The sequence below is a fragment of the Streptomyces griseocarneus genome (assembly GCF_014655595.1).
GTDB classification, from domain to species: domain Bacteria; phylum Actinomycetota; class Actinomycetes; order Streptomycetales; family Streptomycetaceae; genus Streptomyces; species Streptomyces griseocarneus.
Genome location: NZ_BNBL01000003.1, coordinates 75,534 through 99,206, shown reverse-complemented (window position 1 = coordinate 99,206; position 23,673 = coordinate 75,534). Strand labels below are relative to the sequence as shown.

Genomic DNA, 23,673 nt, shown 5'->3' with positions numbered 1-23,673 from the left:
CTCGGCTCGATGGACACCGACGAACAGCTCGCACAGCTTCCGGAGCGCGACCGCTCTCCCGGCCCCGAACAGGGCCGGGAGCGGGGGTCGCGCTCCGCGCGTTTTCCGGCCTTCGCGTCCTTCGCGTCCTTCGCGGCCCGCGCCCGGCGGTGGCCGGCCGGTGGCGGGCCGCTGCGCCGGGCCGGGCTGCTGCTGTTCATCTGCATGATCTTCCTGCTTCTGGTCAGCAGCTATGTCGTGCAGCCCTTCGTGATTCCCAGCGGATCGATGAGGAACACCCTCGCGGTCGGCGACCGGGTTCTGGTCAACAAGCTCGCCTACCGCTTCGGGGACGGGCCCCGGCGCGGCGACGTGATCGTCTTCGACGGCACCGACTCCTTCGTCCAGGGCGCGCCCACGGAGAACCCGGTGGCGGCGCTGGTGCGCAAGGGCGCGTCGTCCGTGGGGCTCATGCGGTCCGCGCGGAGCGACTACATCAAGCGGGTGGTGGGCGTCGGCGGCGACCGGGTCAGGTGCTGCGACCGCGGCGGCCGGCTGGAGGTCAACGGCCATCCGGTGCTCGAGGACTACCTCTACCCGGGCGACTCGCCTTCGCAAGTGCCGTTCGACATCGTGGTGCCGGAGGGCAAGCTATGGGTCATGGGTGACCATCGCAGTGACTCCCGTGATTCACGTGACCATTTGGGCGAGCCCGGTGGCGGCACGGTTCCGGTCGGCCGCGTCCTGGGGCGGGCCGACTGGATCGGCTGGCCCATGGGCCGCATGACCTCGCTGAAACGGTCCGGTGCCTTCGCGGGCGTACCGGATCCGGGCGCCGGCGGCGCGGCGGGCCACGGCGGTGGCCCGCATGGGTAGCCGGGGGCGCCCCGGCGGCCGTACGGTCCTGGCCGGGCGGACGGCCCCGGACGGGCGCACGCGCACGGGTGAACGCGCGACGGCCGCCGGCGGGTACGCGGGAGCGGTGGACGCGGAGGCGGAAGCGGGGGCCCCGGCGGCCTCCGGCGTCGCGCCACCGGTCACCGGCGGACGGGCCGAGCGGCGGAAGGCCGCCCAGCGGCTGAAGCGGCGGCGCCGCCGGTCCGTGATCAAGGAGGTGCCCGTCCTCATAGGTGTGGCGCTGCTGATCGCCCTGGTCCTCAAGACGTTCCTCGTGCAGGCGTTCGTGATCCCGTCCGGCTCGATGGAGCAGACCATCCGGATCGGCGACAGGGTGCTCGTCGACAAGCTGACGCCGTGGTTCGGCTCCCGGCCGGAGCGCGGGGACGTGGTGGTCTTCAAGGACCCGGGCGGCTGGCTGGACGGCGACCAGAAGTACTCCGGCGGGCCGGACCCGGTGGGGATCAAGCAGGCGAAGCAGGCCCTGACGTTCATCGGGCTGCTGCCGTCCGCCGACGAGCGGGACCTGATCAAGCGTGTGATCGGGGTCGGCGGGGACACGGTCAAGTGCTGCGACAAGGACGGCAGGGTCACGGTCAACGGAAAGCCGGTCGAGGAGCCGTACATCCATCCCGGCGACGCGCCCTCGAAGCTGACGTTCGAGGTGAAGGTGCCGAAGGGCCGGCTGTTCGTCATGGGCGACCACCGCTCCGATTCGGCCGATTCGCGCTACCACCTGAGCGAGCCGGGGCACGGCACGGTCGGGGAGGACCTGGTGGTGGGACGTGCGGCGGTCATCGCCTGGCCGTTCGGGCACTGGCGGCGGCTGTAGGCGCCACTCGCCCGCGCCTCCTGCAGGACCTCGCGAACGGTCGTACCGGGTGAATTCGACGCGCCGTCCAGGGGCATGCCCGGGGACGAACCGGTGCATAGTGTGTCCTTGCGGATCGCGAGGGATTGACCCGGCTCCCGACCCCTGCGGAACTCCCGCTCGTTAGGGGAGTGGTGGGCCTGCGTCATGGATGCGGCAGGCGGCAGCGTGGAGTGAGGAGTGGATGTGGGGGACTTGGCGGTCGGCGCGCGGTCCGGTCACGGAGAGCCCGAGAGGCGGCCCGGGGACGAGGGGCAACCGGGGGAGCACCCCCGGGACCTCGGCGGGCGGCCCGGGGCACGGGACGAGGCGCGGGACGAAGCCGGCCCCCGGGCCGGCGACGGTCCGGACGGCCGTCCCCCGGTGGACGCCGGGAACCCGGACGAGGCGCCCCGCACGGACGCCGGCCGGGACGGCGGGCAGCAGCCGCCCGACGGCGGAGCGGATCCGGAGCCGGCCCGGCGCGAGCCCTCGAGGCAACGCTCGTTCTGGAAGGAGCTGCCGCTCCTCATCGGCATCGCCCTGCTGCTCGCGCTGGTGATCAAGACGTTCCTGGTGCAGGCCTTCTCGATCCCCTCCGAGTCGATGCAGAACACCCTGCAGCGCGGTGACCGGGTGCTGGTGGACAAGCTCACCCCGTGGTTCGGGTCGAAACCCGAGCGGGGCGAGGTCGTGGTCTTCCACGATCCGGGCGGCTGGCTCGGCGAGAGCCCCGCCGCGAACAACGGGCCGATCGGCACCGGCATCCAGAAGGTGCTCAGCTTCGTCGGCCTGATGCCCTCGGCCGAGGAGAAGGACCTGATCAAGCGGGTCATCGCGACCGGCGGGGACACCGTGGAGTGCAAGGGCGACAACCAGCCGGTGGTCGTCAACGGCAAGCCGCTGGACGAGCCGTACATCTTCCCCGGCAACACTCCCTGCGGCGACAAGCCGTTCGGCCCGGTCAAGGTGCCCGAGGGCCGGATCTGGGTGATGGGCGACCACCGCCAGGACTCCCTCGACTCGCGCTGGCACATGGAGGGCGACAAGTTCCAGGGCACGGTCTCGGAGGACGACGTCGTCGGCCGCGCGGTCGCCGTGGCGTGGCCGCTCAACCGCCTGGACGTCCTGTCGGTGCCCAAGACCTTCGACCAGCCCGGGCTGAGCGCGGCGGGTGCCGCCGTGCCGCCGGCGCTGGGGCTGGCGGGGGCGCTGCCGGTGGTGCTGTGGCGCCGGCGCCGGATCGTGCGGAAGGCCGCGGCCTGCGAGCCCGTCACGCGGGCCGGCCGGAGGGGCTGACTGGCGGCCGTACCCCCGGGTAGTGTGCGATTCCGTGCCCCAAGGCATGCGGAATCCGATCTTCCACGAGGCGTCGGCCCCGTGGTCCTGACGCGGGGGCGCGACGCGATGAGCACAGCGGGACGTGACGGGGACGGCCAGGGCCGCACGGGCAGAGTGGTGTCCGGACTGGCCGTGGCCCTCGGGCTGGTCCTCTTCCTCGGCGGGTTCGCCTGGGCCGCCCTGCTGTACCGGCCGTACACCGTCCCCACCGACTCGATGGCCCCCACGATCGGGATCGGCGACCGGGTCCTCGCCCAGCGCGTGCACGGCGACGCCGTGCGCCGGGGGGATGTCGTCGTCTTCCAGGACAAGGTCTGGGGCAACATGCCCATGATCAAGCGGGTCGTGGGCACCGGCGGGGACCGGATCGAGTGCTGCGACCGGCAGGGCCGCCTGATGATCAACGGCAAGCCGGTGGAGGAGCCGTACCTGGCGGCGGGCGGTCCGGCCTCGCCCACCCCCTTCACCGCCACCGTGCCGGACGGCCGCCTCTTCCTGCTCGGCGACCACCGCACCGACTCGGTCGACTCCCGCACCCACCTGACCGACGGCGGCCAGGGCGCGGTCCCGCGCGACGCCGTGCGGGCCCGGGTGGACGCCACGGCCTGGCCCGTGGCCGGCTGGGGCATGATCGACCGGCCCGGCTCCTTCGCCGCCCTGCCCGGCGGCACCTCCCGCCCCGGACCGCTGCCCCTGATCGTCACGTGCGTGATCGCGGGCGCCGTGCTCATCCTGGGAGGTGCGGCGTACGGACCGCTGGCCCGGCGGTCGGCGGGCCGCGGGAAGGCGGCGGTGCCCCATGGCTGATCCGGGCGGGGAAGGCGCGGCCCCGCGCCGGGCGGCGCGGGTGATCCTGCTCGACCCCGACGACCGGGTGCTGCTCATCCACGGCCACGAGCCCGACGACCCCTCGGTGACCTGGTGGTTCACCCCGGGCGGGGGCCTCGAGGGCGACGAGAGCTGGGAGGAGGCGGCCCATCGGGAGGTGGCCGAGGAAACGGGGATCACGGAGATCGAACTGGGTCCGGTGCTGTGGCTGCGGACCTGCTCCTTCCCCTTCGCCGGGCGGCGCTGGGACCAGGACGAGCGCTACTTCCTGGCCCGCACCCGGCGCCGGGAGCCGGACCTGTGGACCGGCGGGCGGACGGAGCTGGAGCGGCGCAGTACCAGCGGGCTGCGGTGGTGGACGTGCGAGGAACTCCTCGCGGCCCATGAGACGGTGTATCCGAACAGGCTCGCCGAGCTGCTGCGTACGCTGCTCGACGAGGGGCCCCCGAGTACGCCGGTGCTCCTGGAGACTGAGCGCGCCTGACGCACAATGGGGGGACGCACGGCTGAAGGGGAACATGCCATGAGCGCCGAGGACCTCGAGAAGTACGAGACCGAGATGGAGCTGAAGCTCTACCGGGAGTACCGCGACGTCGTCGGTCTGTTCAAATACGTGATCGAAACCGAGCGGCGCTTCTACCTCACCAACGATTACGAGATGCAGGTGCACTCCGTGCAGGGCGAGGTCTTCTTCGAGGTCTCGATGGCGGACGCGTGGGTGTGGGACATGTACCGCCCGGCCCGCTTCGTGAAGCAGGTGCGGGTGCTCACGTTCAAGGACGTGAACATCGAGGAGCTCAACAAGAGCGATCTGGACCTTCCGGGGACCTGAGCCGCTCGTTCGGGTGGCGGGGTTTTCCACAACCCGTCGGTTATCCACCAAGATCCAACAGGGGGCGGCGGGGGCTTCATAGTCGGCACCGGAGGTGGTGCCGATGAACGCCCGAGGGGGACTCGGCAGGTACGGGGAGGACCTGGCCGCGCGCCGGCTGGCCGAGGCCGGGATGAGGGTGCTGGCCCGCAACTGGCGGTGCCGCGACGGCGAGATCGACATCGTGGCCGCGGACGGCGACACCCTGGTCATCTGCGAGGTGAAGGCCCGGCGCGAGGGCCCGTTCGAACATCCCATGGCCGCGGTCCGGGCCGGCAAGGCCGACCGGCTGCGCCTGCTCGCCGGCCGCTGGCTGGAGCGGCACGGCGGCGCGCCGCCGGCGGGCGGGGTGCGCATCGACCTGGTGGGCGTGGTCGTCCCCGGCCGGGGCGCGCCCGTGGTGGAGCACGTCAGGGGGGTGGCGTGATGGGCTTCGCCCGTACGTGCTCGGTGGCGCTGGTGGGCGTCGAGGGCGTGGTCGTCGAGGTCCAGGCGGACCTGGAGCCGGGTGTCGCGGCGTTCACCCTGGTGGGACTGCCGGACAAGAGCCTGAGCGAGAGCCGTGACCGGGTCCGGGCGGCGGTGGTGAATTCGGGAGGCGAGTGGCCCCAGAAGAAGCTGACCGTGGGCCTGAGCCCGGCCTCCGTCCCCAAGGGCGGCAGCGGCTTCGACCTGGCCGTGGCCTGCGCGGTGCTGGGCGCGGCCGAGCGCCTCGACCCCCGCGCGATCGCCGACCTGGTGATGATCGGCGAGCTGGGCCTGGACGGCCGGGTCCGCCCGGTGCGCGGGGTGCTCCCCGCGGTCCTGGCCGCCGCCGACGCCGGCTATCGGCAGGTCGTGGTGCCCGAGCGCACGGCGGCGGAGGCGGCGCTGGTGCCGGGGGTCTCGGTCCTGGGGGTGCGCAGCCTGCGGCAGCTGATCGCGGTGCTGACGGACGAGCCGGTGCCCGAGGAGGACGAGGAGCCGCCGGGGGAGGGGCGGCCCGATCCGATGCTGGCGGGGCTGGCGCTGCCGGGCACGGCGCCGCCGAACGGGGACCGGTACGGCGAGCGGCTTCCCGACCTGGCCGAGGTCGCCGGGCAGGCCAGGGCCCGCCGCGCGCTGGAGGTGGCGGCCGCCGGGCGGCACCACCTCTACTTCCTGGGCCCGCCCGGGGCCGGCAAGACGCTCCTGGCCGAGCGGCTGCCCGGCCTGCTGCCGCCCCTCACGCCCCAGGAGTCCCTGGAGGTCACGGCGGTCCATTCGGTGGCCGGAGTCCTGCCCGCCGGACAGCCCCTGATCGACCGCGCGCCCTACTGCGCGCCCCACCACTCGGCGTCCATGCCCTCCCTCGTCGGCGGCGGGTCGGGGCTGCCCCGGCCGGGAGCGGTCTCCCTGGCGCACCACGGGGTGCTCTTCATGGACGAGGCTCCCGAGTTCTCCGGACGGGTGCTGGACGCGCTGCGCCAGCCGCTGGAGTCGGGGCACGTGGTGGTGGCCCGCTCGGGCGGGATGATGCGGCTGCCCGCCGCCTTCCTGCTGGTGCTCGCCGCGAACCCCTGCCCCTGCGGGCGGCACGGCATGACCGGCGAGGGCTGCCAGTGCCCGCCGCAGGCGGTCCGGCGCTACCTGAGCCGGCTGTCCGGGCCGCTGATGGACCGGGTGGACCTCAGGGTGCGCATCGAGCCGGTCTCGCGCTCGGAGCTGACCGGCGCCGGCGCGGCGGCCGAGAGCAGCGCCGAGGTCGCGGCCCGGGTGCGCGCCGCCCGGGAGCGGGCCGCCGCCCGGTACGCCGGCACGCCGTGGCACACCAACAGCGAGGTCCCCGGGCACGAGCTGCGCACCCGCTGGAGAGCCGCGCCGGAGGCGCTGGCGGAGGCCGAACGGGACATGGAGCGGGGGCTGCTGACGGCCCGGGGGCTCGACCGGGTGCTGCGCGTCGCGTGGACCGTGGCGGACCTCGCCGGGCACGACCGGCCCGGTGCCGAGGACGTCGTCCAGGCGCTGGAGCTGCGCACGGGTGTGCTGCGTGGCGTGGTCGGCGCCGGAGGCCGGCCGTGACCGCGCCCGGTCCGGAGGAGAGACTGGCGCGGGCCGCGCTGACCGGGCTGACCGAGCCGGGGGACGAGAGCGTGGGGCGGTGGCTGCGGCAGATGGGGCCGGTGGCGCTGGTGCGGGGGCTGACCGGGGCCGGGCCGCCGCCGGCGGGGGCGCGGGCGGACCGGCTCGCCGGGTGCCGGGCGCGGGCCGCGACGCTCGACCCGGCCGCGGACCTGGCGGCCGTGGACCGGCTGGGCGGCCGCTTCCTGTGCCCGGGCGATGCCGAGTGGCCGGGGCAGCTGGACGACCTGGGGGACGCCCGGCCCATCGGGCTGTGGGTGCGCGGCAGTCCGAGCCTGCGGCTGTGGGCGCTGCGGTCCGTCGCGGTGGTGGGCGCCCGCGCCTGCACCGACTACGGCTCCTACGTGGCGGCCCTGCTCGGCTCGGGGCTCGCGGAGCGCGGCTGGGTGGTGGTCTCGGGCGCGGCGTACGGGGTCGACGGGGCGGCGCACCGCGGGGCGCTCGCCGTGGGCGGGGCGACGGTGGCGGTGCTGGCCTCGGGGGTGGACGTGCCCTATCCGCGCGGGCACACCGAGTTGATCGACCGGATCACGGAACAGGGGCTGGTGCTGGCGGAATTGCCGCCGGGCGGGCATCCCACGCGCAGCCGCTTCGTGCTCCGCAACCGCGTCATCGCGGCGTTGACGCGGGGCACGGTGGTCGTGGAGGCCGAGTACCGCAGCGGATCGCTGGTCACGGCGCGCCGGGCGCGGCAGCTGGGGCGGCACACGATGGGGGTGCCCGGCCCGGTCACGTCCGGCCTCTCGGCGGGGGTGCACGAACTGCTGCGCGAGGGGGCCTGCGTGGTGACCGACGCCGACGAGATCGCCGAGCTCGTGGGCGGCATCGGCGAGCTGGCTCCCGAGCGGCGCGGCCCGGTGGTGGCCCGGGACCTGCTGGAGCCGGCGGCGCTGCGGGTGCTGGAGGCCGTCCCCGGACGGGGCGGCGGGGACACCGCGCTCATCGCACGAAACGCCGGGACGGGCCGGGAGCGGGCGCTCGCCGGCCTGTACGAACTCCAGGCGCTGGGATTCGTGGAACGGCGGGGCGATCTCTGGCGGCTGGCTGACGCCACGTCAACATCCGGCACCCCCAAGCCCCCCGGACGGCGCCACCCTGTGCGGCGAGGCGGTGCTTGACCTGGGGTGATCGGGTGAAAGGGTTAAGGCGGTGACCGCGGCGGCCGATACGGCGGGCTCCGCGGGGCCGCCGGGCGCCCCGGTGGCCGTCACTCGGAGTACGGCGGGACACGGCCGCGTCCATCAAAGGAGTCTCCTCGCTCACCGCAGCGCTCCGGTCACGCTACGCTCACGGGATCCATCCATTCGTACCAACCGATCCACGTCACAGCAGAACGGCTCAGAACGACGAATGCCCCAGCACACTTCCGGGTCCGATCACGCGGCGGCACCGCCCGCGGCGCGTGGCGCCGTGCGCCCTCCCGCACCCACGACGCTCGACGAGCTGTGGCGGTCGTACAAGGCCTCGGGCGACGACCGGCTGCGGGAACAGTTGATCCTTCACTACTCGCCCCTGGTGAAGTACGTGGCCGGGCGGGTCAGCGTCGGCCTGCCGCCCAACGTCGAGCAGGCCGACTTCGTCTCCTCCGGGATCTTCGGCCTCATCGACGCCATCGAGAAGTTCGACCCCTCCCGCTCCATCAAGTTCGAGACCTACGCCATCACCCGCATCCGGGGCGCGATGATCGACGAGCTGCGGGCCCTGGACTGGATCCCCCGCTCGGTCCGGCAGAAGGCGCGCGCCGTCGAGCGCGCGTACGCCACCCTGGAGGCCGCGCTGCGCCGCACCCCCTCCGAGGCCGAGGTGGCCGCGGAGATGGACATCTCGCTCGAGGAACTGCACGCGGTCTTCAGTCAGTTGTCGCTGGCCAACGTGGTGGCGCTGGAGGAGCTGCTCTACGCCGGCGGCGAGGGCGGCGACCGGCTGAGCCTGATGGACACCCTCGAGGACACGGCGGCCGACGACCCCGTCGAGGTCGCCGAGGACCACGAGCTGCGCCGGCTGCTGGCCCGGGCGATCAACACCCTGCCCGACCGGGAGAAGACCGTCGTCACCCTCTACTACTACGAGGGCCTCACCCTCGCCGAGATCGGCCACGTCCTCGGCGTCACCGAGAGCAGGGTGAGCCAGATCCACACCAAGTCGGTCCTCCAGCTGAGGGCCAAGCTGGCGGACGTCGGGCGCTGATCCGTGCGCGGATCCCTTCGCTGAATCGTCCCTCCACCGTCGTCCCCGGCGGGCCCTGTCCGTAAAGTGGGACCGTGCCCAGGATTCGAGCGGCCTCAGTGGCCGAGCACCGGACGATGCAGCGCGACGCCCTCTTGGACGCCGCACGCTCATTGCTGTCCGAAGGCGGTACGGAGGCGCTGACCTTCCCCGCCCTCGCCGAGCGCACGGGACTCGCGCGGTCCTCGGTCTACGAGTACTTCCGCTCGCGCGCGGCCGTCGTCGAGGAGCTGTGCGCCGTCGACTTCCCCGTCTGGGCGGCGGAGGTCGAGGCCGCCATGGAGCGGTCGGCCACCCCCGAGGGCAAGATCGAGGCCTATGTGCGGCAGCAGCTGGCGCTCGTCGGTGACCGCCGGCACCGCGCCGTCGTCGCCATCTCCGCCGGAGAGCTCGACGCGGGCGCCCGCGAGAAGATCCGCGCCGCCCACGGCGGGCTGATCGCCATGGTCGTCGAGGCCCTGATGACCCTCGGCCACGAGCAGCCCCGGCTGACGGCCATGCTGCTGCAGGGCGTGGTCGATGCCGCCGTCCGCCGCATCGAGCTCGGCGCCGCCGAGGAACCGGACCGGATCACCGAGGCCGCCGTCACCATGGCCCTGCGCGGCGTACAGGGCTGACCCCAGCGGGCCGCGCCCCGGCAGGCCGGCTCCCCGTAAACCGAACCCCGGCGGACCGGCCCCCAGCGGGCCGGTCAGGGGCAGCAGCCGCGACGGGCCGCCCCGCAGCATCCACGGGGGCAGCAGGCTCAGCGGGTCCAGATAGGCCTCCCCGCGCCGCAGTCCCCAGTGCAGGCAGCCGCCCGGGCAGTGGTACGGGCCCGGCTCCAGCACCCCCACCACCTCACCGGCCGCCACCCGCGCCCCCTCGCGCACGGAGGCGCGCACCGGCTCGTACGTCGTGCGCAGCGGCGGGCTGCCCGTCCCGGCCAGCTCCACCACCAGCACCCCGCGCCCGGCCACGGTGCCCGCGAAGGACACGGTCCCCGGCGCCGCGGCCCGTACCGGCAGGCCCGCCCCGGCCCGTAGATCCACGCCTCGGTGCCCGGCCGCCCAGGGCGCCGGGGGCGGCTCCCACGCCCGCAGGACCGGCGGCCGGCGCGCCCCCGCCGCCCCGGTCACCGGCCACGCGCGGTCACCGTCCGGCCCCCTCGGGCCGGGGGCGGCAACCGCCGGGGCGCACGTACACCAATGGATGAGGACCGCGAGGGCGCAGAGCGCGAGCGCCCGCACGGCCGAGCCCAGTCGTCGCATGGCGCAACGGTGACGGAGATCGGCGGGCCGGGGGGATCTTGACGGTGATCTGTGGACTACTCGCCGGTTGTGGACAACGCCGTCACCCGGTGGTTCTCCGGTCCCGTACACTTCTCTTGGCGATCCGGGTCACCGGGTCGACTTCGCACGCCCCGCCACTGGCGCGTCAGACCCACTCGGGCAGCCCGGTGGCCGTGTCTCTCGGTCCGTGCACGGCTCCTCGCAAGGGATCCGTCCACGGCAGGCGCGTCGGGGCGTCAGGAGCGGCGGCCGCCCGGCCGTCGTGGAACCGAGTATTTCAAGGAGCGCGGCCATGGCCGTCGTCACGATGCGGGAGCTGCTGGAGAGCGGCGTCCACTTCGGTCACCAGACCCGTCGTTGGAACCCGAAGATGAAGCGTTTCATCTTCACGGAGCGCAACGGCATCTACATCATCGACCTGCTCCAGTCGCTGTCGTACATCGACCGCGCCTACGAGTTCGTCAAGGAGACCGTCGCGCACGGCGGCTCCATCATGTTCGTCGGTACGAAGAAGCAGGCCCAGGAGGCCATCGCCGAGCAGGCGACCCGTGTCGGCATGCCCTACGTCAACCAGCGCTGGCTGGGCGGCATGCTCACCAACTTCTCGACCGTCTACAAGCGCCTGCAGCGCCTGAAGGAGCTCGAGCTCATCGACTTCGAGGACGTGGCCGCCTCCGGCCTCACCAAGAAGGAGCTCCTGGTCCTCTCCCGCGAGAAGGCCAAGCTCGAGAAGACCCTCGGCGGCATCCGCGAGATGCAGAAGGTGCCCAGCGCCGTCTGGATCGTGGACACCAAGAAGGAGCACATCGCCGTCGGTGAGGCGCGCAAGCTCCGCATCCCGGTCGTCGCGATCCTCGACACCAACTGCGACCCCGACGAGGTCGACTACAAGATCCCGGGCAACGACGACGCCATCCGCTCCGTCACCCTGCTCACCCGCGTGATCGCCGACGCCGTCGCCGAGGGCCTCATCGCCCGCTCCGGTGGTGCCGGTGAGGGCAAGGGCGAGAAGGCCGCGGGCGAGCCGCTGGCCGAGTGGGAGCGCGACCTGCTCGAGGGCGAGAAGAAGGCCGACGAGGCCGAGAAGCCGGCCGAGGCCGCTGCCGAGGCTCCGGCCGAGGCCGAGGCCGAGAAGCCGGCGGACGCCGAGCAGGCCTGACGCCCTGCCGTACCGGACGGCGGGGGCCCTCGCCCCCGCCGTCGCCTGGTGGATCCACTGTCGGACCCCGTCAGCGGGACGGGGACCGGCAGCTGTGGTGACCTCAAGACGGACCAGCCTTGCCGATGACGCCCGAAGGCCGCGGCAAGGCGTAGTGCAGAAGAAGGATTGAAGGATGGCGAACTTCACCGCCGCTGACGTCAAGAAGCTCCGCGAGCTCACGGGCGCCGGCATGATGGACTGCAAGAAGGCGCTCGACGAGGCCGAGGGCAACCTCGAGAAGGCCGTCGAGATCGTCCGCGTCAAGGGCCTGAAGGGCGTGGCCAAGCGCGAGAGCCGCACCACCGAGAACGGCGCCGTCGTCTCCGTCATCGCCGACGACAACACCTCCGGTGTCATCGTCGAGCTGAAGTGCGAGACCGACTTCGTCGCCAAGGGTGAGAAGTTCATCGCCGTCGCCGAGGCCCTGGCCGCCCACATCGCCAAGACCGCTCCGGCCGACGTCGAGGCCCTGATGGCCTCCGAGATCGAGGCCGGCAAGACCGTCCAGGCGTACGTGGACGAGGCCAACGCCACCCTCGGTGAGAAGATCGTCGTGGACCGCTTCGCGCAGTTCGCCGACGGCCAGGTCTTCGCCTACATGCACCGCACCGCCGCGGACCTGCCCCCGCAGGTCGGCGTGCTGGTCGAGCTGGACAAGGCCAACGCCGAGGTCGCCAAGGACGTCGCGCAGCACATCGCCGCCTTCGCGCCGAAGTTCCTCTCCCGTGACGCCATCCCGGCCGACGTCGTGGAGAACGAGCGTCGCGTCGCCGAGGCCACCGCTCGCGAGGAGGGCAAGCCCGAGGCCGCCCTGCCGAAGATCGTCGAGGGTCGCGTCACCGGCTTCTTCAAGGAGCAGGTCCTGCTGGACCAGCCCTTCGCCAAGGACAACAAGAAGACCGTCCAGAAGGTTCTGGACGAGGCCGGTGTCACGCTGAAGCGCTTCGCCCGCATCCGCGTCGGCGCCTGAGCCGTCGGCAGCAGCGAATGACCCGCGACCCGCTAGGGTCGTATGCAGCCGACCGTCCACCGGCCGGCCGCTGATGTGACGAGGAGGCCATTGCCGCAGAGGGAACCGAAAGGATCCATCCGGCAATGGCCTTCTTCGTATGTGCACGAGGAGAACTGCAATGAACCAGGGCGCGGACGCCAAGCAGGCAGCCGACGACACCAGCGCCGACCAGGGCAAGCGGCGTCGGTTCCTGCTGAAACTGTCAGGTGAGGCCTTCGCCGGCGGCGGCGGGCTCGGTGTCGACCCCGATGTCGTGCACGCCATCGCCCGTGAGATCGCGGCCGTGGTCCGCGAGGGCTACGAGATCGCCGTCGTCATCGGCGGCGGCAACTTCTTCCGCGGCGCCGAACTGCAGCAGCGCGGCATGGACCGCGCCCGCTCGGACTACATGGGCATGCTCGGCACCGTCATGAACAGCCTCGCCCTCCAGGACTTCCTGTCCAAGGAAGGCGTCGAGACCCGGGTGCAGACCGGCATCACCATGGGCCAGGTCGCGGAGCCGTTCATCCCGCTGCGCGCCGTGCGCCACCTGGAGAAGGGCCGCGTCGTGATCTTCGGCGCGGGCATGGGCATGCCCTACTTCTCCACCGACACCACCGCCGCCCAGCGCGCCCTGGAGATCCACGCCGAGGCGATCCTCATGGGCAAGAACGGCGTCGACGGGGTCTACGACTCCGACCCGAAGAAGAACCCCGACGCGGTGAAGTTCGACGCCCTGGAGTACGGCGAGGTGCTCGCCCGCGGCCTGAAGGTCGCCGACGCCACCGCCATCAGCCTGTGCATGGACAACAAGGTGCCGATCCTGGTCTTCGAGCTGCTCGCCGAGGGCAACATCGCACGTGCCGTCAAGGGTGAGAAGATCGGCACGCTCGTGAGCGACCAGGGCACGCGGGACTGAAGAGCCCGTACGCCGTCCGCGTCTCACCGAACGATGACGGACGGCAACTCCGTGCCATGGGAAGACCTCGGCACGGGGATGGACAACTGCCTGCCGGTCGGACACCGTGCAGGAGAAGACGCGCGCAGGGGCGAGGCTCTGCTTACTGATAACACCAGGAGCAAGTGGTGATCGAAGAGATCCTCCTCGAGGCCGAGGAGAAGATGGAGAAGGCCGTTGTGGTCGCCAAGGAGGACTTCGCGGCGATCCGCACCGGGCGTGCGCACCCGGCGATGTTCAACAAGATCGTTGCGGACTACTACGGCGCGCTGACGCCCATCAACCAGCTGGCGTCGTTCTCGGTGCCCGAGCCGCGCATGGCCGTGGTGACCCCGTTCGACAAGAGCGCGCTGCGCAACATCGAGCAGGCGATCCGCGACTCGGACCTCGGCGTCAACCCGAGCAACGACGGCAACATCATCCGGGTGACCTTCCCGGAGCTGACCGAGCAGCGCCGCAAGGAGTTCGTCAAGGTCGCCAAGACCAAGGCCGAGGACGCCAAGGTCTCGATCCGCTCCATCCGCCGCAAGGCGAAGGACGCCCTCGACAAGCTCGTCAAGGACAAGGAGTCCGGCGAGGACGAGGTGCGCCGCGCGGAGAAGGAGCTCGACGACACCACCGCGAAGTACGTCGCGCAGGTGGACGAGCTGCTCAAGCACAAGGAAGCCGAGCTGCTCGAGGTCTGATGAACGACGCATCCTGGGGAGCCCCGCCGCGCGCCGGATACTGGGGGTCCACCGACCAGGGACCTGCCCCGGCGGGTCCTGTGCACGAGGCGGGCGTCGCGGCGCAGACTCGGGCCATGCCCATTGTGCCCGGAGCAGGCGGACACCAGGACGACGGTGCCGACCGTGAGCAGGGGGCCGCCCACATCGGTGGCCCCCTGTTCCGCGATGAACAGGAGCCCGACATCCGGCCGCAGGAGCCTGCCAACCCCCAGGGGTCCAAGGCGAAGAAGAGTGCGGGCCGGGATCTGCGTGCCGCGATAGGGGTCGGTGTCGGCCTCGGCGCGGTGATCCTCGCCTCCCTGTTCATCTACAAGCCCGTCTTCCTCGGCGTGATCGTCGTCGCCGTGGTGGTCGGGCTGTGGGAGCTGACCTCCCGCCTGGCCGAGCGCAAGGCCATCAGGGCTCCCCTGGTGCCGCTGGCGATCGGCGGCGCCGCGATGACCGTCGCGGGCTACGTGGGCGGCGCCGAGGGCGCGTGGGTGGCCATGGCCTTCACCGCGCTCGCCGTGCTCGTGTGGCGCATGACGGAGCCGCCGGACGACTACCTCAGGGACGTCACGGCCGGCATCTTCGCGGCGTTCTACGTGCCGTTCCTGGCCACGTTCGTGGCGCTGATGCTGGCGGCGGGCGACGGCGCCTGGCGGGTGCTGACGTTCCTGATCCTGACGGTCGTCAGCGACACGGGTGCGTACGCGGTGGGCTGGCGCTTCGGCAAGCACAAGCTCGCCCCGCGCATCAGCCCCGGCAAGACCCGCGAGGGCCTGATCGGCGCCGTGGCGTTCGCGATGGTGGCGGGCGCGCTGTGCATGCAGTTCCTGATCGACGACGGAGTGTGGTGGCAGGGCCTGCTGCTGGGCTTCGCGGTCGCGGTCAGCGCCACGCTGGGTGACCTCGGCGAGTCGATGATCAAGCGGGACCTGGGCATCAAGGACATGGGCGCCCTGCTGCCCGGGCACGGCGGGATCATGGACCGGCTGGACTCGCTGCTGCCGACGGCACCGGTGGTGTGGCTGCTCATGGTGGCGTTCGTCGGCTCGGCCTGAGGCGCCGGACCGGCGTACCGGACCGGACCGCTGGTCCGGACCGTCGGTTGTGATCGACTCGGCCTGATTCCGGGCCGGGTACCCTGGAAGGGCTCGTCGCGTGCGGCGGGCCCTTTTCCGGCTCCGCGCCCGGGGGTGGCCCTGTGAGGTCTCCGGGTTCCGGCACGTCCTGCCGCCGGCTCCGCGACAGCGGAGGTCATCCGCCATCGTCGCAATGAGGAGTTCCCGCTCATGGCCCCCGCGCCTGGAGAACTGACGTTCGTCGCCCCCCGCGGGGCCAAGCTGCCGCCGCGCCATCTCGCCGACCTCAGCCCGGCCGAGCGCCGCGAGGCCGTCGCCGCGATCGGTGAGAAGCCGTTCCGCGCGAAGCAGCTGTCCCAGCACTACTTCGCCCGCTACGCCCACGACCCGGCCCAGTGGACGGACATCCCGGCCGCCGCCCGCGAGAAGCTCGCGGGCGAGCTGCTGCCGGACCTGATGAGCGTGGTGCGGCACATCTCGTGCGACGACGACACCACCCGCAAGACCCTGTGGCGCCTGCACGACGGCAAGCTCGTCGAGTCCGTGCTCATGCGCTACCCCGACCGGGTCACCATGTGCATCAGCTCCCAGGCCGGCTGCGGCATGAACTGCCCGTTCTGCGCCACCGGCCAGGCGGGCCTGGACCGCAACCTGTCCACCGCCGAGATCGTGCACCAGATCGTGGACGGCATGCGCGCCCTGCGCGACGGCGAGGTGCCGGGCGGCCCCGCCCGCCTGTCGAACATCGTCTTCATGGGCATGGGCGAGCCGCTGGCGAACTACAAGCGCGTCGTCGGCGCCATCCGCCGGCTCACCGACCCCGAGCCGGACGGCCTGGGGCTCTCCCAGCGCGGCATCACCGTCTCCACCGTCGGCCTGGTCCCGGCGATGCACCGCTTCGCCGACGAGGGCTTCAAGTGCCGCCTGGCGGTCTCGCTGCACGCCCCCGACGACGAGCTGCGCGACACCCTCGTGCCCGTCAACACCCGCTGGAAGGTCCGTGAGGTCCTCGACGCCGCGTGGGAGTACGCCGAGAAGTCCGGCCGCCGGATCTCCATCGAGTACGCCCTGATCCGGGACATCAACGACCAGGCATGGCGTGGTGACCTGCTCGGCCGCCTCCTCAAGGGCAAGCGGGTGCACGTCAACCTCATCCCGCTCAACCCCACCCCGGGCTCCAAGTGGACGGCCTCCCGTCCGGAGGACGAGCGGGCCTTCGTCCAGGCGATCGCGGCGCACGGCGTGCCCGTGACCGTACGCGACACCCGTGGCCAGGAGATCGACGGCGCGTGCGGACAGCTGGCCGCCACCGAGCGCTGATACTGTCCACCTGCACCACTCGCACAAGCGATCATTCGCACAAATGAACAATCCGACAGGGGAGCGCCCAGGGCGCTGAGAGTGCGGCACGGCCCGCAGACCCTCGGACCTGATCCGGTTAGTACCGGCGTAGGGAGTCAGCACCACCATGATCACCAACTTCCGGCGTGCCGTCGGCGCGGCCGCCGTGGCCGCGCTCGGCCTGCCCGTCCTCGCGGCCTGCGGGGGATCGGACGACAAGGGCTCGGACGGGTCGAAGAGCAAGACGGTCACGCTCGTCTCGCACGATTCGTTCGCCGCCTCGGAGGACGTCCTCAAGGAGTTCACCGAGCAGACCGGCTACAAGGTCAAGGTCCTCAAGAGCGGGGACGCCGGCCGGGCCGTCAACCAGGCGATCCTCTCCAAGAGCCACCCGCAGGGCGACGTCTTCTTCGGCGTCGACAACACCCTGCTCTCCCGCGCCCTCGACAAGGGCATCTTCGCGCCGTACGAGGCCAAGGGCCTGGACCGCGTCCCCAAGAACCTGCAGCTCGACGCCGGAGAGCACCGCGTCACGCCGGTCGACACCGGCGACATCTGCGTCAACTACGACCGCGCCTACTTCGCGGACCACAAGCTGGACCCGCCGCGGTCCTTCGACGACCTGATCAAGCCGGAGTACAAGAACCTCCTGGTCACCGAGAACTCCGCGACCTCCTCTCCCGGCCTCGCCTTCCAGCTCGGCACCGTCGCCAAGTACGGCGACGACGGCTGGAAGGACTACTGGAAGAAGTTGAAGGACAACGGCGTCGAGGTCGTCGACGGCTGGGAGCAGGCCTACAACGACCGCTTCTCCGGCTCCGCCGCCGGCAAGAAGGCCAAGGGCGACAAGCCCCTCGTCGTCTCCTACGCCTCCAGCCCGCCCGCCGAGGTGCTCGGCGTGAAGCCGGCGCCCAAGGAGGGCCCGACCGGCGTGGCCACCGGCACCTGCTTCCGGCAGATCGAGTTCGCCGGCCTGCTCAAGGGCGCGGGGAACGCCGAGGGCGGCAAGGCCCTGCTGGACTTCCTGCTGAGCAAGAGGTTCCAGGAGGACATGCCGCTGCAGATGTTCGTCCGGCCCGCCGCCGACGACGCCAAGCTGCCCGAGGTCTTCACCACGTACGGCGCGCGGATCGACAAGCCCGAGACGCTCGCCCCGGAGAAGATCGCCGCGAACCGCGACCAGTGGGTCAAGGAATGGTCCTCGCTCGTCCTGAGGTAGCCGCCCGCGACGCCGCCGCCCCGGAGGGCGGCGGCCCCCGGCGCACGGCGACGCGGCTCGGCCTGATGGCCCTGCCGCTCGCCTTCTTCGGGGTCTTCTTCGCCTATCCGGTCGCCTCGATCGTCAGCCGTGGCCTCAAGGACGGCGGGCAGTGGCAGTTCGCCCGCATCGGCGAGGTGATCACCGACCCGCGCATCGGCCACGTCCTGTGGTTCACCACCTGGCAGGCGGCCGCCTCCACCGCGCTGACGCTGCTCCTCGCGCTGCCCGGCGCGTACGTCCTCGCGCGCTTCGACTTCCCCGGCAAGCGCCTGCTGCGGGCCGTGGTCACCGTGCCCTTCGTCCTGCCCACCGTCGTCGTGGGCTCGGCCTTCCTGGCCCTGCTGGGCCACGGAGGGCTGCTGGACGAGCTGTGGGGCGTGCGCCTGGACACCACGGTCTGGGCGATCCTCCTCGCGCACGTCTTCTTCAACTACGCCGTCGTCGTGCGCACCGTCGGCGGCCTGTGGGCGCAGCTCGACCCGCGCCAGGAGGAGGCGGCACGCGTCCTGGGCGCCGGGCGGCTGGCGGCCTGGCGGCGGGTGACGCTGCCCGCGCTGGCGCCGGCGGTGGCGGCCGCCGCCCTGATGGTCTTCCTGTTCACCTTCACCTCCTTCGGCGTCATCCAGATCCTCGGCGGGCCCCGCTACGCCACCCTCGAGGTGGAGATCTACCAGCAGACCGCGCAGCTCCTCGACCTGCCCACGGCCGCCGTCCTGACCCTGGTGCAGTTCGCGGCGGTGGCCGCGCTGCTGGGCGTGCACGCCTGGACCGTGCGGCGGCGCGAGGCGACGCTGCGGCTGGTCGACGCCGCGGGCACCGCCCGCCGGCCGCGCGGCGCCGCCGAGTGGACGCTTCTGGGCTCCGTACTGGCCGTCGTCGCCCTGCTCGTGCTCGTCCCCCTGCTGGTCCTGGTCCTGCGCTCCTTCGACGGGCCGGACGGCTACGGCCTGACCTTCTACCGCGCCCTGGGCTCGGCCGGGGAGAACGGCGGTACGTTCGTCGTCGCCCCGCTGGAGGCGATCGGCAACTCCCTGGCCTACGGGCTGGCCGCCACCGCCATCGCCGTCGTCGTGGGCGGCCTCGCCGCCGCGGCCCTCACCCGGCGCGAGGGACGGCTCGTGCGCGGCTTCGACGCGCTGCTGATGCTGCCGCTGGGCACCTCCGCGGTGACCGTCGGCTTCGGCTTCCTGATCAGCCTGGACGAACCCCCGCTGGACCTGCGCACCTCCTGGATCCTGGTGCCGCTGGCGCAGGCGCTGGTGGGCGTGCCCTTCGTCGTCCGCACCATGCTGCCGGTGCTGCGCGCGGTGGACGCCCGGCTGCGCGAGGCGGCGGCGGTGCTCGGCGCGTCACCGCTGCGGGCGTGGCGCGAGGTGGACCTGCCCCTGGTGGGTCGGGCGCTGGCGGTGGCCGCCGGCTTCGCCTTCGCGGTGTCGCTGGGCGAGTTCGGGGCGACCGTCTTCATCGCCCGCCCCGACAGCCCCACCCTTCCGGTGGCCGTGGCGCGGCTGCTGGGCCGTCCCGGCGAGCTGAACTACGGGCAGGCGATGGCCCTCAGCACCATCCTGATGCTGGTGTGCGCCGCGGCGCTGCTGGTGCTGGAGCGGGTGCGCACCGACCGTACGGGAGAGTTCTAGATGCTTCGGCTCGAAGGGGTGACCGTCCGCTTCGGCGAGCGCGCGGCGCTGGACGCGGTGGACCTCGAGGTCGCCGAGCACGAGATCGTGTGCGTGCTCGGCCCGAGCGGCAGCGGCAAGTCCACGCTGCTGCGGGTGGTCGCCGGGCTGCAGCGGGCGGACGCCGGGCGGGTGCTGCTCGCGGGGCGGGACCAGGGCGGCGTGCCCACGCACCGGCGCGGGGTGGGCCTGATGTTCCAGGACCACCAGCTCTTCCCGCAGCGCGACGTGGGCGGCAACGTCGCCTTCGGCCTGCGCATGCGCGGCACCGGGCGCGCCGAGACCGAGCGCCGGGTCGGCGAGCTGCTGGACCTGGTGGGCCTGCCGGGGGCGCGGAAGCGGCCGGTGGGGGCGCTGTCGGGCGGCGAGCAGCAGCGCGTGGCGCTGGCCCGGGCGCTGGCCCCCGAGCCGCGGCTGCTGATGCTCGACGAGCCGCTGGGCCAGCTCGACCGGAGCCTGCGCGAGCGGCTGGTCGTCGAGCTGCGGGCGCTGTTCGACCGGCTGGGGACGACGGTGCTGGCGGTCACCCACGACCAGGGCGAGGCGTTCGCGCTCGCCGACCGGGTGGTGGTGATGCGCGACGGGCGCATCGCCCAGGCGGGCACCCCGCTTGAGGTGTGGCAGCGGCCCGCGTCGGAGTTCGTGGCGCGCTTCCTGGGGTTCGAGAACGTGGTCCCGGCGACGGTGCGGGGCGGCCGCGCGGACACCGCGTGGGGCAAGCTGCCGGTGCCGGGGGACACGCCGGAGGGCGAGTGCCGGGTGCTGGTGCGGCCGACGGGGGTGCGGCTGGCGTCCGCGGCCGCGGGCCTGGCCTGCGAGGTGACCGCGAGGACCTTCCGCGGTGACCACGTGGTGGTGCGGTTGCGGCCCGACGGCGGACCGGAGATCGAGGCGGCGTGCCCGCTCGCCGGGGCGCCGGGGGTGGGGGACCGGGTGGGTGCCGTCTTCGTGGCGGACGACGTGGTGGTTCTCCCCTGAAACGCCGGACGGGCTGACAAGGAATGTCAGCCCGTCCGGCGTTTGAGGACAAGACGTCAGCCCACGGCTGTGGGTTCCGGCGCCTTCGGTTCCGTCGGCGCGGCCGAATGCGCGTCCGGCTCGCCGAACCAGGCGACCGCCACCGCGCCCGCCACGGCCAGCAGGAAGCCGAGGACGGCCATCCAGGCGAAGCCCTCGCGGGAGGCGTCGCCGAGCCAGAGGACGCCGATGATGCCGGGCAGGACGGTCTCGCCGACCACCAGGGCGGCCGTGGCGCCGTTGACCGAGCCGATCTGCAGGGCGACGGTGTGGAGGTACATGCCCACGCCGCCGGATATCAGGATGGCGTAGAGCGCGGGGTCGGAGATCAGGGCGGTCAGGTCGAACGGGTCGATGCCGTCGAGGATGCGCACGCCCACGCCGATGGCACCGAAGCCGAGGCCGGAGAGCAGACCGGCGAGGATCGCGGCGCGCGAGCCGAGGAAGTGGACGGCGATCCAGCCGCCGCCCATCAGCACACAGGAGATGATCAGCAGCCACCAGTGGGTGGACCGGGCGGCGTCGCCGTTGCCCTCGTGGCCGGCGGCGGTCGCCAGCAGCACCAGCGCCGAGCAGACCACGCCGATCGACAGCCATTCCTTGCGGTTCAGCCGGATGCCCAGCAGCTTGATGCTCAGCAGGGCGGTGACGATGAGGTTGGCGCTGATGACGGTCTGGGAGAGGAAGAGCGGCAGCATCCGCGCGGCGAGCGCGCCGAGGGCGAAGCCCACGAAGTCCAGGACCGTGCCGACCATGAACTCCCAGGTCACGGCCGCCTTCGCGGTGGACGACAGGCTGGGGCCGCCGTGCTGGGTGGTGCCCGTCCCGGAGGCCGTCGCGGCCTCCTTGCGGGCCGATTTGCGCGACCCCACGGCTTGCAGGACCGAACCTGTGCCGTAACACACCGAGGCCGCGACAGCCGTGACAAGGCCGATGATCACCGATAGCTCCGTTCGCCTGATTGCCCGTCGTGCTGTTTGAAGCAGACGTATGAAGCAGACGTACTTTTCGGCCTCGAAGTTGCCTTGAGTCAAGAATTGGTCAAGAGCCGGTGGCTCCGGCCGCTCCTCAGCGGCTCAGCGGAAGCGCGGTCAGCTCGGCGATCACCCAGGTCAGCGGGGCGAGCACGGCCAGCAGCACCAGGCTGCGCACGGCCGCGGCGCCGCGCAGCAGCGAGGCGGGGACGCCCAGCCGGTCCAGGGCCGCGGTGGTGTCGGAGCGCAGCTGCCGGGCGTCCAGGGCGGCCGTGATCGCCGTCGCCGTCACGCAGGCCATCACCACCGCCGCGCCCAGTCCGGTCAGCGGCCCGAACGGCCGGGGCCCCGAGCGCTCCCAGGCAGCGCCGTACAGCTCGACGGCGGCCAGCGCCCCCGAGGCGACCGCGCACAGCACTCCGAGCGGCCGGCCGATCCGCGTCGCCGTGTCCTGCAGCATCCGCCCGGCCAGCAGGCGCATCGCCCCGGGCCGCCCGGCCGACAGCAGCACCCCGCACCAGTGGGTGAGCCCGGGGCCGGCCAGGACGAGGCCCAGGGAGGCGAGCAGCCAGCCGCCGAGGAGGCCGGGGGAGGCGCCGCTGTTTTGGCCGGGCAGGGCCAGCAGAGAGTTCGGGGCGGGTGCCGGGCCGTGCCCGACGTAGGCCTCCAGGGCGAGGCCGCAGGCGATGATCGACACGCCCCAGGGCAGCCCCGCGTAGGAGGGGCGGGGCGCCCGCGCCGCGGCGGGCGCGGCCTCCTCGCCGGCGGTCGCCTCCGACGCGCCCGGGGCGCGGCCGGCGCGCTCCTTGCGCGGGCGCAGTGCGATGGCGCACGCGCCCGCCGACAGCGCCGGGAGCAGCCCCAGCAGCGTCAGTGCGGCTCCCCAGGGCAGGGCCGCCCGTCCGTCCAGCAGTCCGGAGGCGGCGCCGCTCAGCGGGGTGGCGCCCAGGTCTCCGCGCAGCTCGAGGTAGACCAGCAGGGCGGCGGCGCTGCCCAGCGAGCAGGAGATGGCCGTGGACGTCGCGGCGAGCACCGACAGGCGCACCGGGCCGAGCCCGATCGCGTCGAGGCCGTCGCGGGGCCGGGTGGCGGGGTCGTTGCGGGCGACGGCGAGCGCGAACTGCACGACGGCGGCGAGCGGCGCGGCGCACCACAGCAGCCGTACGAGCGACTCGTGCGTGGCCTTGGGGTGCGCCACCGCGTATCCGAGGGAGCACAGCAGCAGGAAGCCGACCCCGGCCGCGGCGAGGGCCACCAGCAGCCGCCGCAGCAGGACGAGCGGGTGCGCGCCGCGCGCTAGGCGGAGACTGAGCACGCGGCCCTGCCCTCCCCCTCGGACGCGTCGGGAGCCGGGATCGCGCCGCCCCGGCGGCCGTCGACCAGCGTGACCGTACGGTCGGCGAGGGCGGCGCTCTCCTCGTCGAGGGTGGCCAGCACGACGGTGATCTGGTGCGAGCGGGCGGCCGTGGTGAGGGTGCGCAGCACCTGGGCGCGGTCGGTGTGGTGCAGCGGTGCGGTCGGCTCGTCGGCGAAGACGACGGTGGGGTCGGCGGCCAGGGCGCGGGCGATGGCGATGCGCTGGCGCTGGGCCTGGGTCAGCGCGCCGGGCCGTTTGCGGGCGCAGTCGCCGACGTCCAGGCGTTCGAGCCATTCGGTGGCGGTCTGCTTGGCCGCGCGGTGGGTGGTGCCGCGCACCAGCAGCGGCAGGGCGGCGTTCTCCCAGCCAGTGAGCTCCGGGACGAGGTGCGGCCGGCAGTCGATCCAGCCGAACCGCTCCCGCCGCAGCCGCTCGCGCGCGGAGCGGGAGAGGGTGTGCACGGGGGCGCTGTTGAACCACACCTCGCCGGGGTCCGCCAGGATCTGGCCCGAGAGGCATTTGAGGAGCGTGGTCTTGCCGGACCCGCGGGGCCCGGTCACGGCGAGGATCTCGCCCTCGCGGACACCGATGGACACACCGGTCAGGGCCGGTGAACCGCTGTAGGAGTAGTGCAGGCCGCGTGCCCAGAGCACGTCGTTGTCCGGCGGGGCCACCATATCGAGCACCTCGGGTCGCTGAGAGGGTTCGTTCCCCTGTCCGGGTGAACGAACCGGAGGCCATT

General features: G+C 72.8%; 22 protein-coding genes, 2 pseudogenes and 1 riboswitch. Of the genes and pseudogenes, 20 read left to right on the top strand and 4 right to left on the bottom strand.

All coding sequences use genetic code 11. The features are described 5' to 3' along the window. The first annotated feature begins 9 nt into the window (after nt 1-9). The 11 genes and pseudogenes from lepB (IE295_RS09160) to IE295_RS09110 all read left to right on the top strand — a co-directional run bounded on the left by lepB (IE295_RS09160) (nt 10) and on the right by IE295_RS09110 (nt 9,709). On the top strand, nt 10-855 hold the full coding sequence (gene lepB / locus IE295_RS09160; RefSeq protein WP_190063062.1) for a signal peptidase I: 846 nt from the start codon (nt 10-12) through the stop codon (nt 853-855). Continuing rightward, nucleotides 848-2,013, top strand: a pseudogene (gene lepB / locus IE295_RS09155) (signal peptidase I); the annotation flags it as partial. The gene lepB (IE295_RS09160) and the pseudogene lepB (IE295_RS09155), both read left to right, overlap by 8 nt. Then, nucleotides 1,934-3,025: a signal peptidase I gene (gene lepB, locus IE295_RS09150; RefSeq protein WP_190063060.1), complete on the top strand. Its 1,092-nt coding sequence runs from the start codon at nt 1,934-1,936 to the stop codon at nt 3,023-3,025. The pseudogene lepB (IE295_RS09155) and the gene lepB (IE295_RS09150), both read left to right, overlap by 80 nt. Before the next feature lie 108 nt (nt 3,026-3,133). Further along, nucleotides 3,134-3,874, top strand: a complete 741-nt coding sequence (lepB, locus tag IE295_RS09145) for a signal peptidase I (RefSeq protein WP_190063059.1) — start codon at nt 3,134-3,136, stop codon at nt 3,872-3,874. Continuing rightward, complete coding sequence (locus IE295_RS09140; RefSeq protein WP_190063058.1) at nt 3,867-4,379, top strand: NUDIX hydrolase; 513 nt, start codon at nt 3,867-3,869, stop codon at nt 4,377-4,379. The genes lepB (IE295_RS09145) and IE295_RS09140 overlap by 8 nt, the downstream gene beginning before the upstream one ends. A gap of 39 nt (nt 4,380-4,418) precedes the next feature. Further along, complete coding sequence (locus IE295_RS09135; RefSeq protein ID WP_071965846.1) at nt 4,419-4,727, top strand: DUF2469 domain-containing protein; 309 nt, start codon at nt 4,419-4,421, stop codon at nt 4,725-4,727. 103 nt (nt 4,728-4,830) lie between these two features. Then, nucleotides 4,831-5,193 (top strand): YraN family protein, encoded by a 363-nt coding sequence (locus IE295_RS09130; protein WP_190063057.1) that lies wholly within the window; start codon nt 4,831-4,833, stop codon nt 5,191-5,193. Continuing rightward, the gene (locus IE295_RS09125) at nt 5,193-6,806 is read left to right on the top strand and encodes a YifB family Mg chelatase-like AAA ATPase (protein ID WP_190063446.1); all 1,614 of its coding nucleotides are present in this window, start codon (nt 5,193-5,195) and stop codon (nt 6,804-6,806) included. The genes IE295_RS09130 and IE295_RS09125 overlap by 1 nt, the downstream gene beginning before the upstream one ends. After that, nucleotides 6,803-7,984 (top strand): DNA-processing protein DprA, encoded by a 1,182-nt coding sequence (dprA, locus tag IE295_RS09120; RefSeq protein WP_224323539.1) that lies wholly within the window; start codon nt 6,803-6,805, stop codon nt 7,982-7,984. Before IE295_RS09125 ends, dprA begins: the two co-directional genes overlap by 4 nt. Before the next feature lie 232 nt (nt 7,985-8,216). Beyond that, nucleotides 8,217-9,053: an RNA polymerase sigma factor WhiG gene (gene whiG / locus IE295_RS09115; protein WP_190063055.1), complete on the top strand. Its 837-nt coding sequence runs from the start codon at nt 8,217-8,219 to the stop codon at nt 9,051-9,053. A 98-nt stretch (nt 9,054-9,151) separates the two neighbouring features. Further along, a complete protein-coding gene (locus IE295_RS09110) occupies nt 9,152-9,709 on the top strand; it encodes a TetR/AcrR family transcriptional regulator (RefSeq protein ID WP_190063445.1) in 558 nt (185 codons plus the stop codon). Between the two features lie 69 nt (nt 9,710-9,778). Here the strand turns inward: IE295_RS09110 and IE295_RS09105 are convergent. Beyond that, a pseudogene (locus tag IE295_RS09105) lies at nt 9,779-10,342 on the bottom strand (murein hydrolase activator EnvC family protein); the annotation flags it as partial. A 313-nt stretch (nt 10,343-10,655) separates the two neighbouring features. Between IE295_RS09105 and rpsB the strand changes: the two are divergent. The 9 genes from rpsB (at nt 10,656) to IE295_RS09060 (ending at nt 20,561) form a co-directional block, all read left to right on the top strand. After that, nucleotides 10,656-11,522: a 30S ribosomal protein S2 gene (gene rpsB, locus IE295_RS09100; RefSeq protein ID WP_190063054.1), complete on the top strand. Its 867-nt coding sequence runs from the start codon at nt 10,656-10,658 to the stop codon at nt 11,520-11,522. Between the two features lie 175 nt (nt 11,523-11,697). After that, a complete protein-coding gene (gene tsf / locus IE295_RS09095) occupies nt 11,698-12,534 on the top strand; it encodes a translation elongation factor Ts (RefSeq protein WP_190063053.1) in 837 nt (278 codons plus the stop codon). A gap of 160 nt (nt 12,535-12,694) precedes the next feature. Next, nucleotides 12,695-13,474: a UMP kinase gene (pyrH, locus tag IE295_RS09090; protein ID WP_190063052.1), complete on the top strand. Its 780-nt coding sequence runs from the start codon at nt 12,695-12,697 to the stop codon at nt 13,472-13,474. Between the two features lie 167 nt (nt 13,475-13,641). After that, nucleotides 13,642-14,199: a ribosome recycling factor gene (gene frr / locus IE295_RS09085; RefSeq protein ID WP_071965847.1), complete on the top strand. Its 558-nt coding sequence runs from the start codon at nt 13,642-13,644 to the stop codon at nt 14,197-14,199. After that, complete coding sequence (locus tag IE295_RS09080) at nt 14,199-15,284, top strand: phosphatidate cytidylyltransferase (protein ID WP_190063051.1); 1,086 nt, start codon at nt 14,199-14,201, stop codon at nt 15,282-15,284. The genes frr and IE295_RS09080 overlap by 1 nt, the downstream gene beginning before the upstream one ends. 231 nt (nt 15,285-15,515) lie before the next feature. After that, on the top strand, nt 15,516-16,625 hold the full coding sequence (rlmN, locus tag IE295_RS09075; RefSeq protein ID WP_190063050.1) for a dual-specificity RNA methyltransferase RlmN: 1,110 nt from the start codon (nt 15,516-15,518) through the stop codon (nt 16,623-16,625). A gap of 47 nt (nt 16,626-16,672) precedes the next feature. Further along, nucleotides 16,673-16,778, top strand: a riboswitch (TPP riboswitch). Further along, nucleotides 16,774-17,865, top strand: a complete 1,092-nt coding sequence (locus IE295_RS09070) for a thiamine ABC transporter substrate-binding protein (protein ID WP_190063049.1) — start codon at nt 16,774-16,776, stop codon at nt 17,863-17,865. Its footprint overlaps the riboswitch before it by 5 nt. Next, nucleotides 17,841-19,544, top strand: a complete 1,704-nt coding sequence (locus tag IE295_RS09065) for an ABC transporter permease (RefSeq protein WP_372479727.1) — start codon at nt 17,841-17,843, stop codon at nt 19,542-19,544. Before IE295_RS09070 ends, IE295_RS09065 begins: the two co-directional genes overlap by 25 nt. Beyond that, complete coding sequence (locus IE295_RS09060) at nt 19,545-20,561, top strand: ABC transporter ATP-binding protein (RefSeq protein WP_190063048.1); 1,017 nt, start codon at nt 19,545-19,547, stop codon at nt 20,559-20,561. 56 nt (nt 20,562-20,617) lie between these two features. Here the strand turns inward: IE295_RS09060 and IE295_RS09055 are convergent, their stop codons facing one another. The 3 genes from IE295_RS09055 to IE295_RS09045 form a co-directional block, all read right to left on the bottom strand. Next, a complete protein-coding gene (locus IE295_RS09055) occupies nt 20,618-21,541 on the bottom strand; it encodes a DMT family transporter (RefSeq protein WP_190063047.1) in 924 nt (307 codons plus the stop codon). Nucleotides 21,542-21,668: 127 nt separating this feature from the next. Further along, nucleotides 21,669-22,889, bottom strand: a complete 1,221-nt coding sequence (locus tag IE295_RS09050) for a hypothetical protein (RefSeq protein ID WP_190063046.1) — start codon at nt 22,887-22,889, stop codon at nt 21,669-21,671. Beyond that, nucleotides 22,871-23,608, bottom strand: a complete 738-nt coding sequence (locus IE295_RS09045) for an ABC transporter ATP-binding protein (protein ID WP_190063045.1) — start codon at nt 23,606-23,608, stop codon at nt 22,871-22,873. The genes IE295_RS09050 and IE295_RS09045 overlap by 19 nt, the downstream gene beginning before the upstream one ends. Nucleotides 23,609-23,673: the final 65 nt, after the last annotated feature.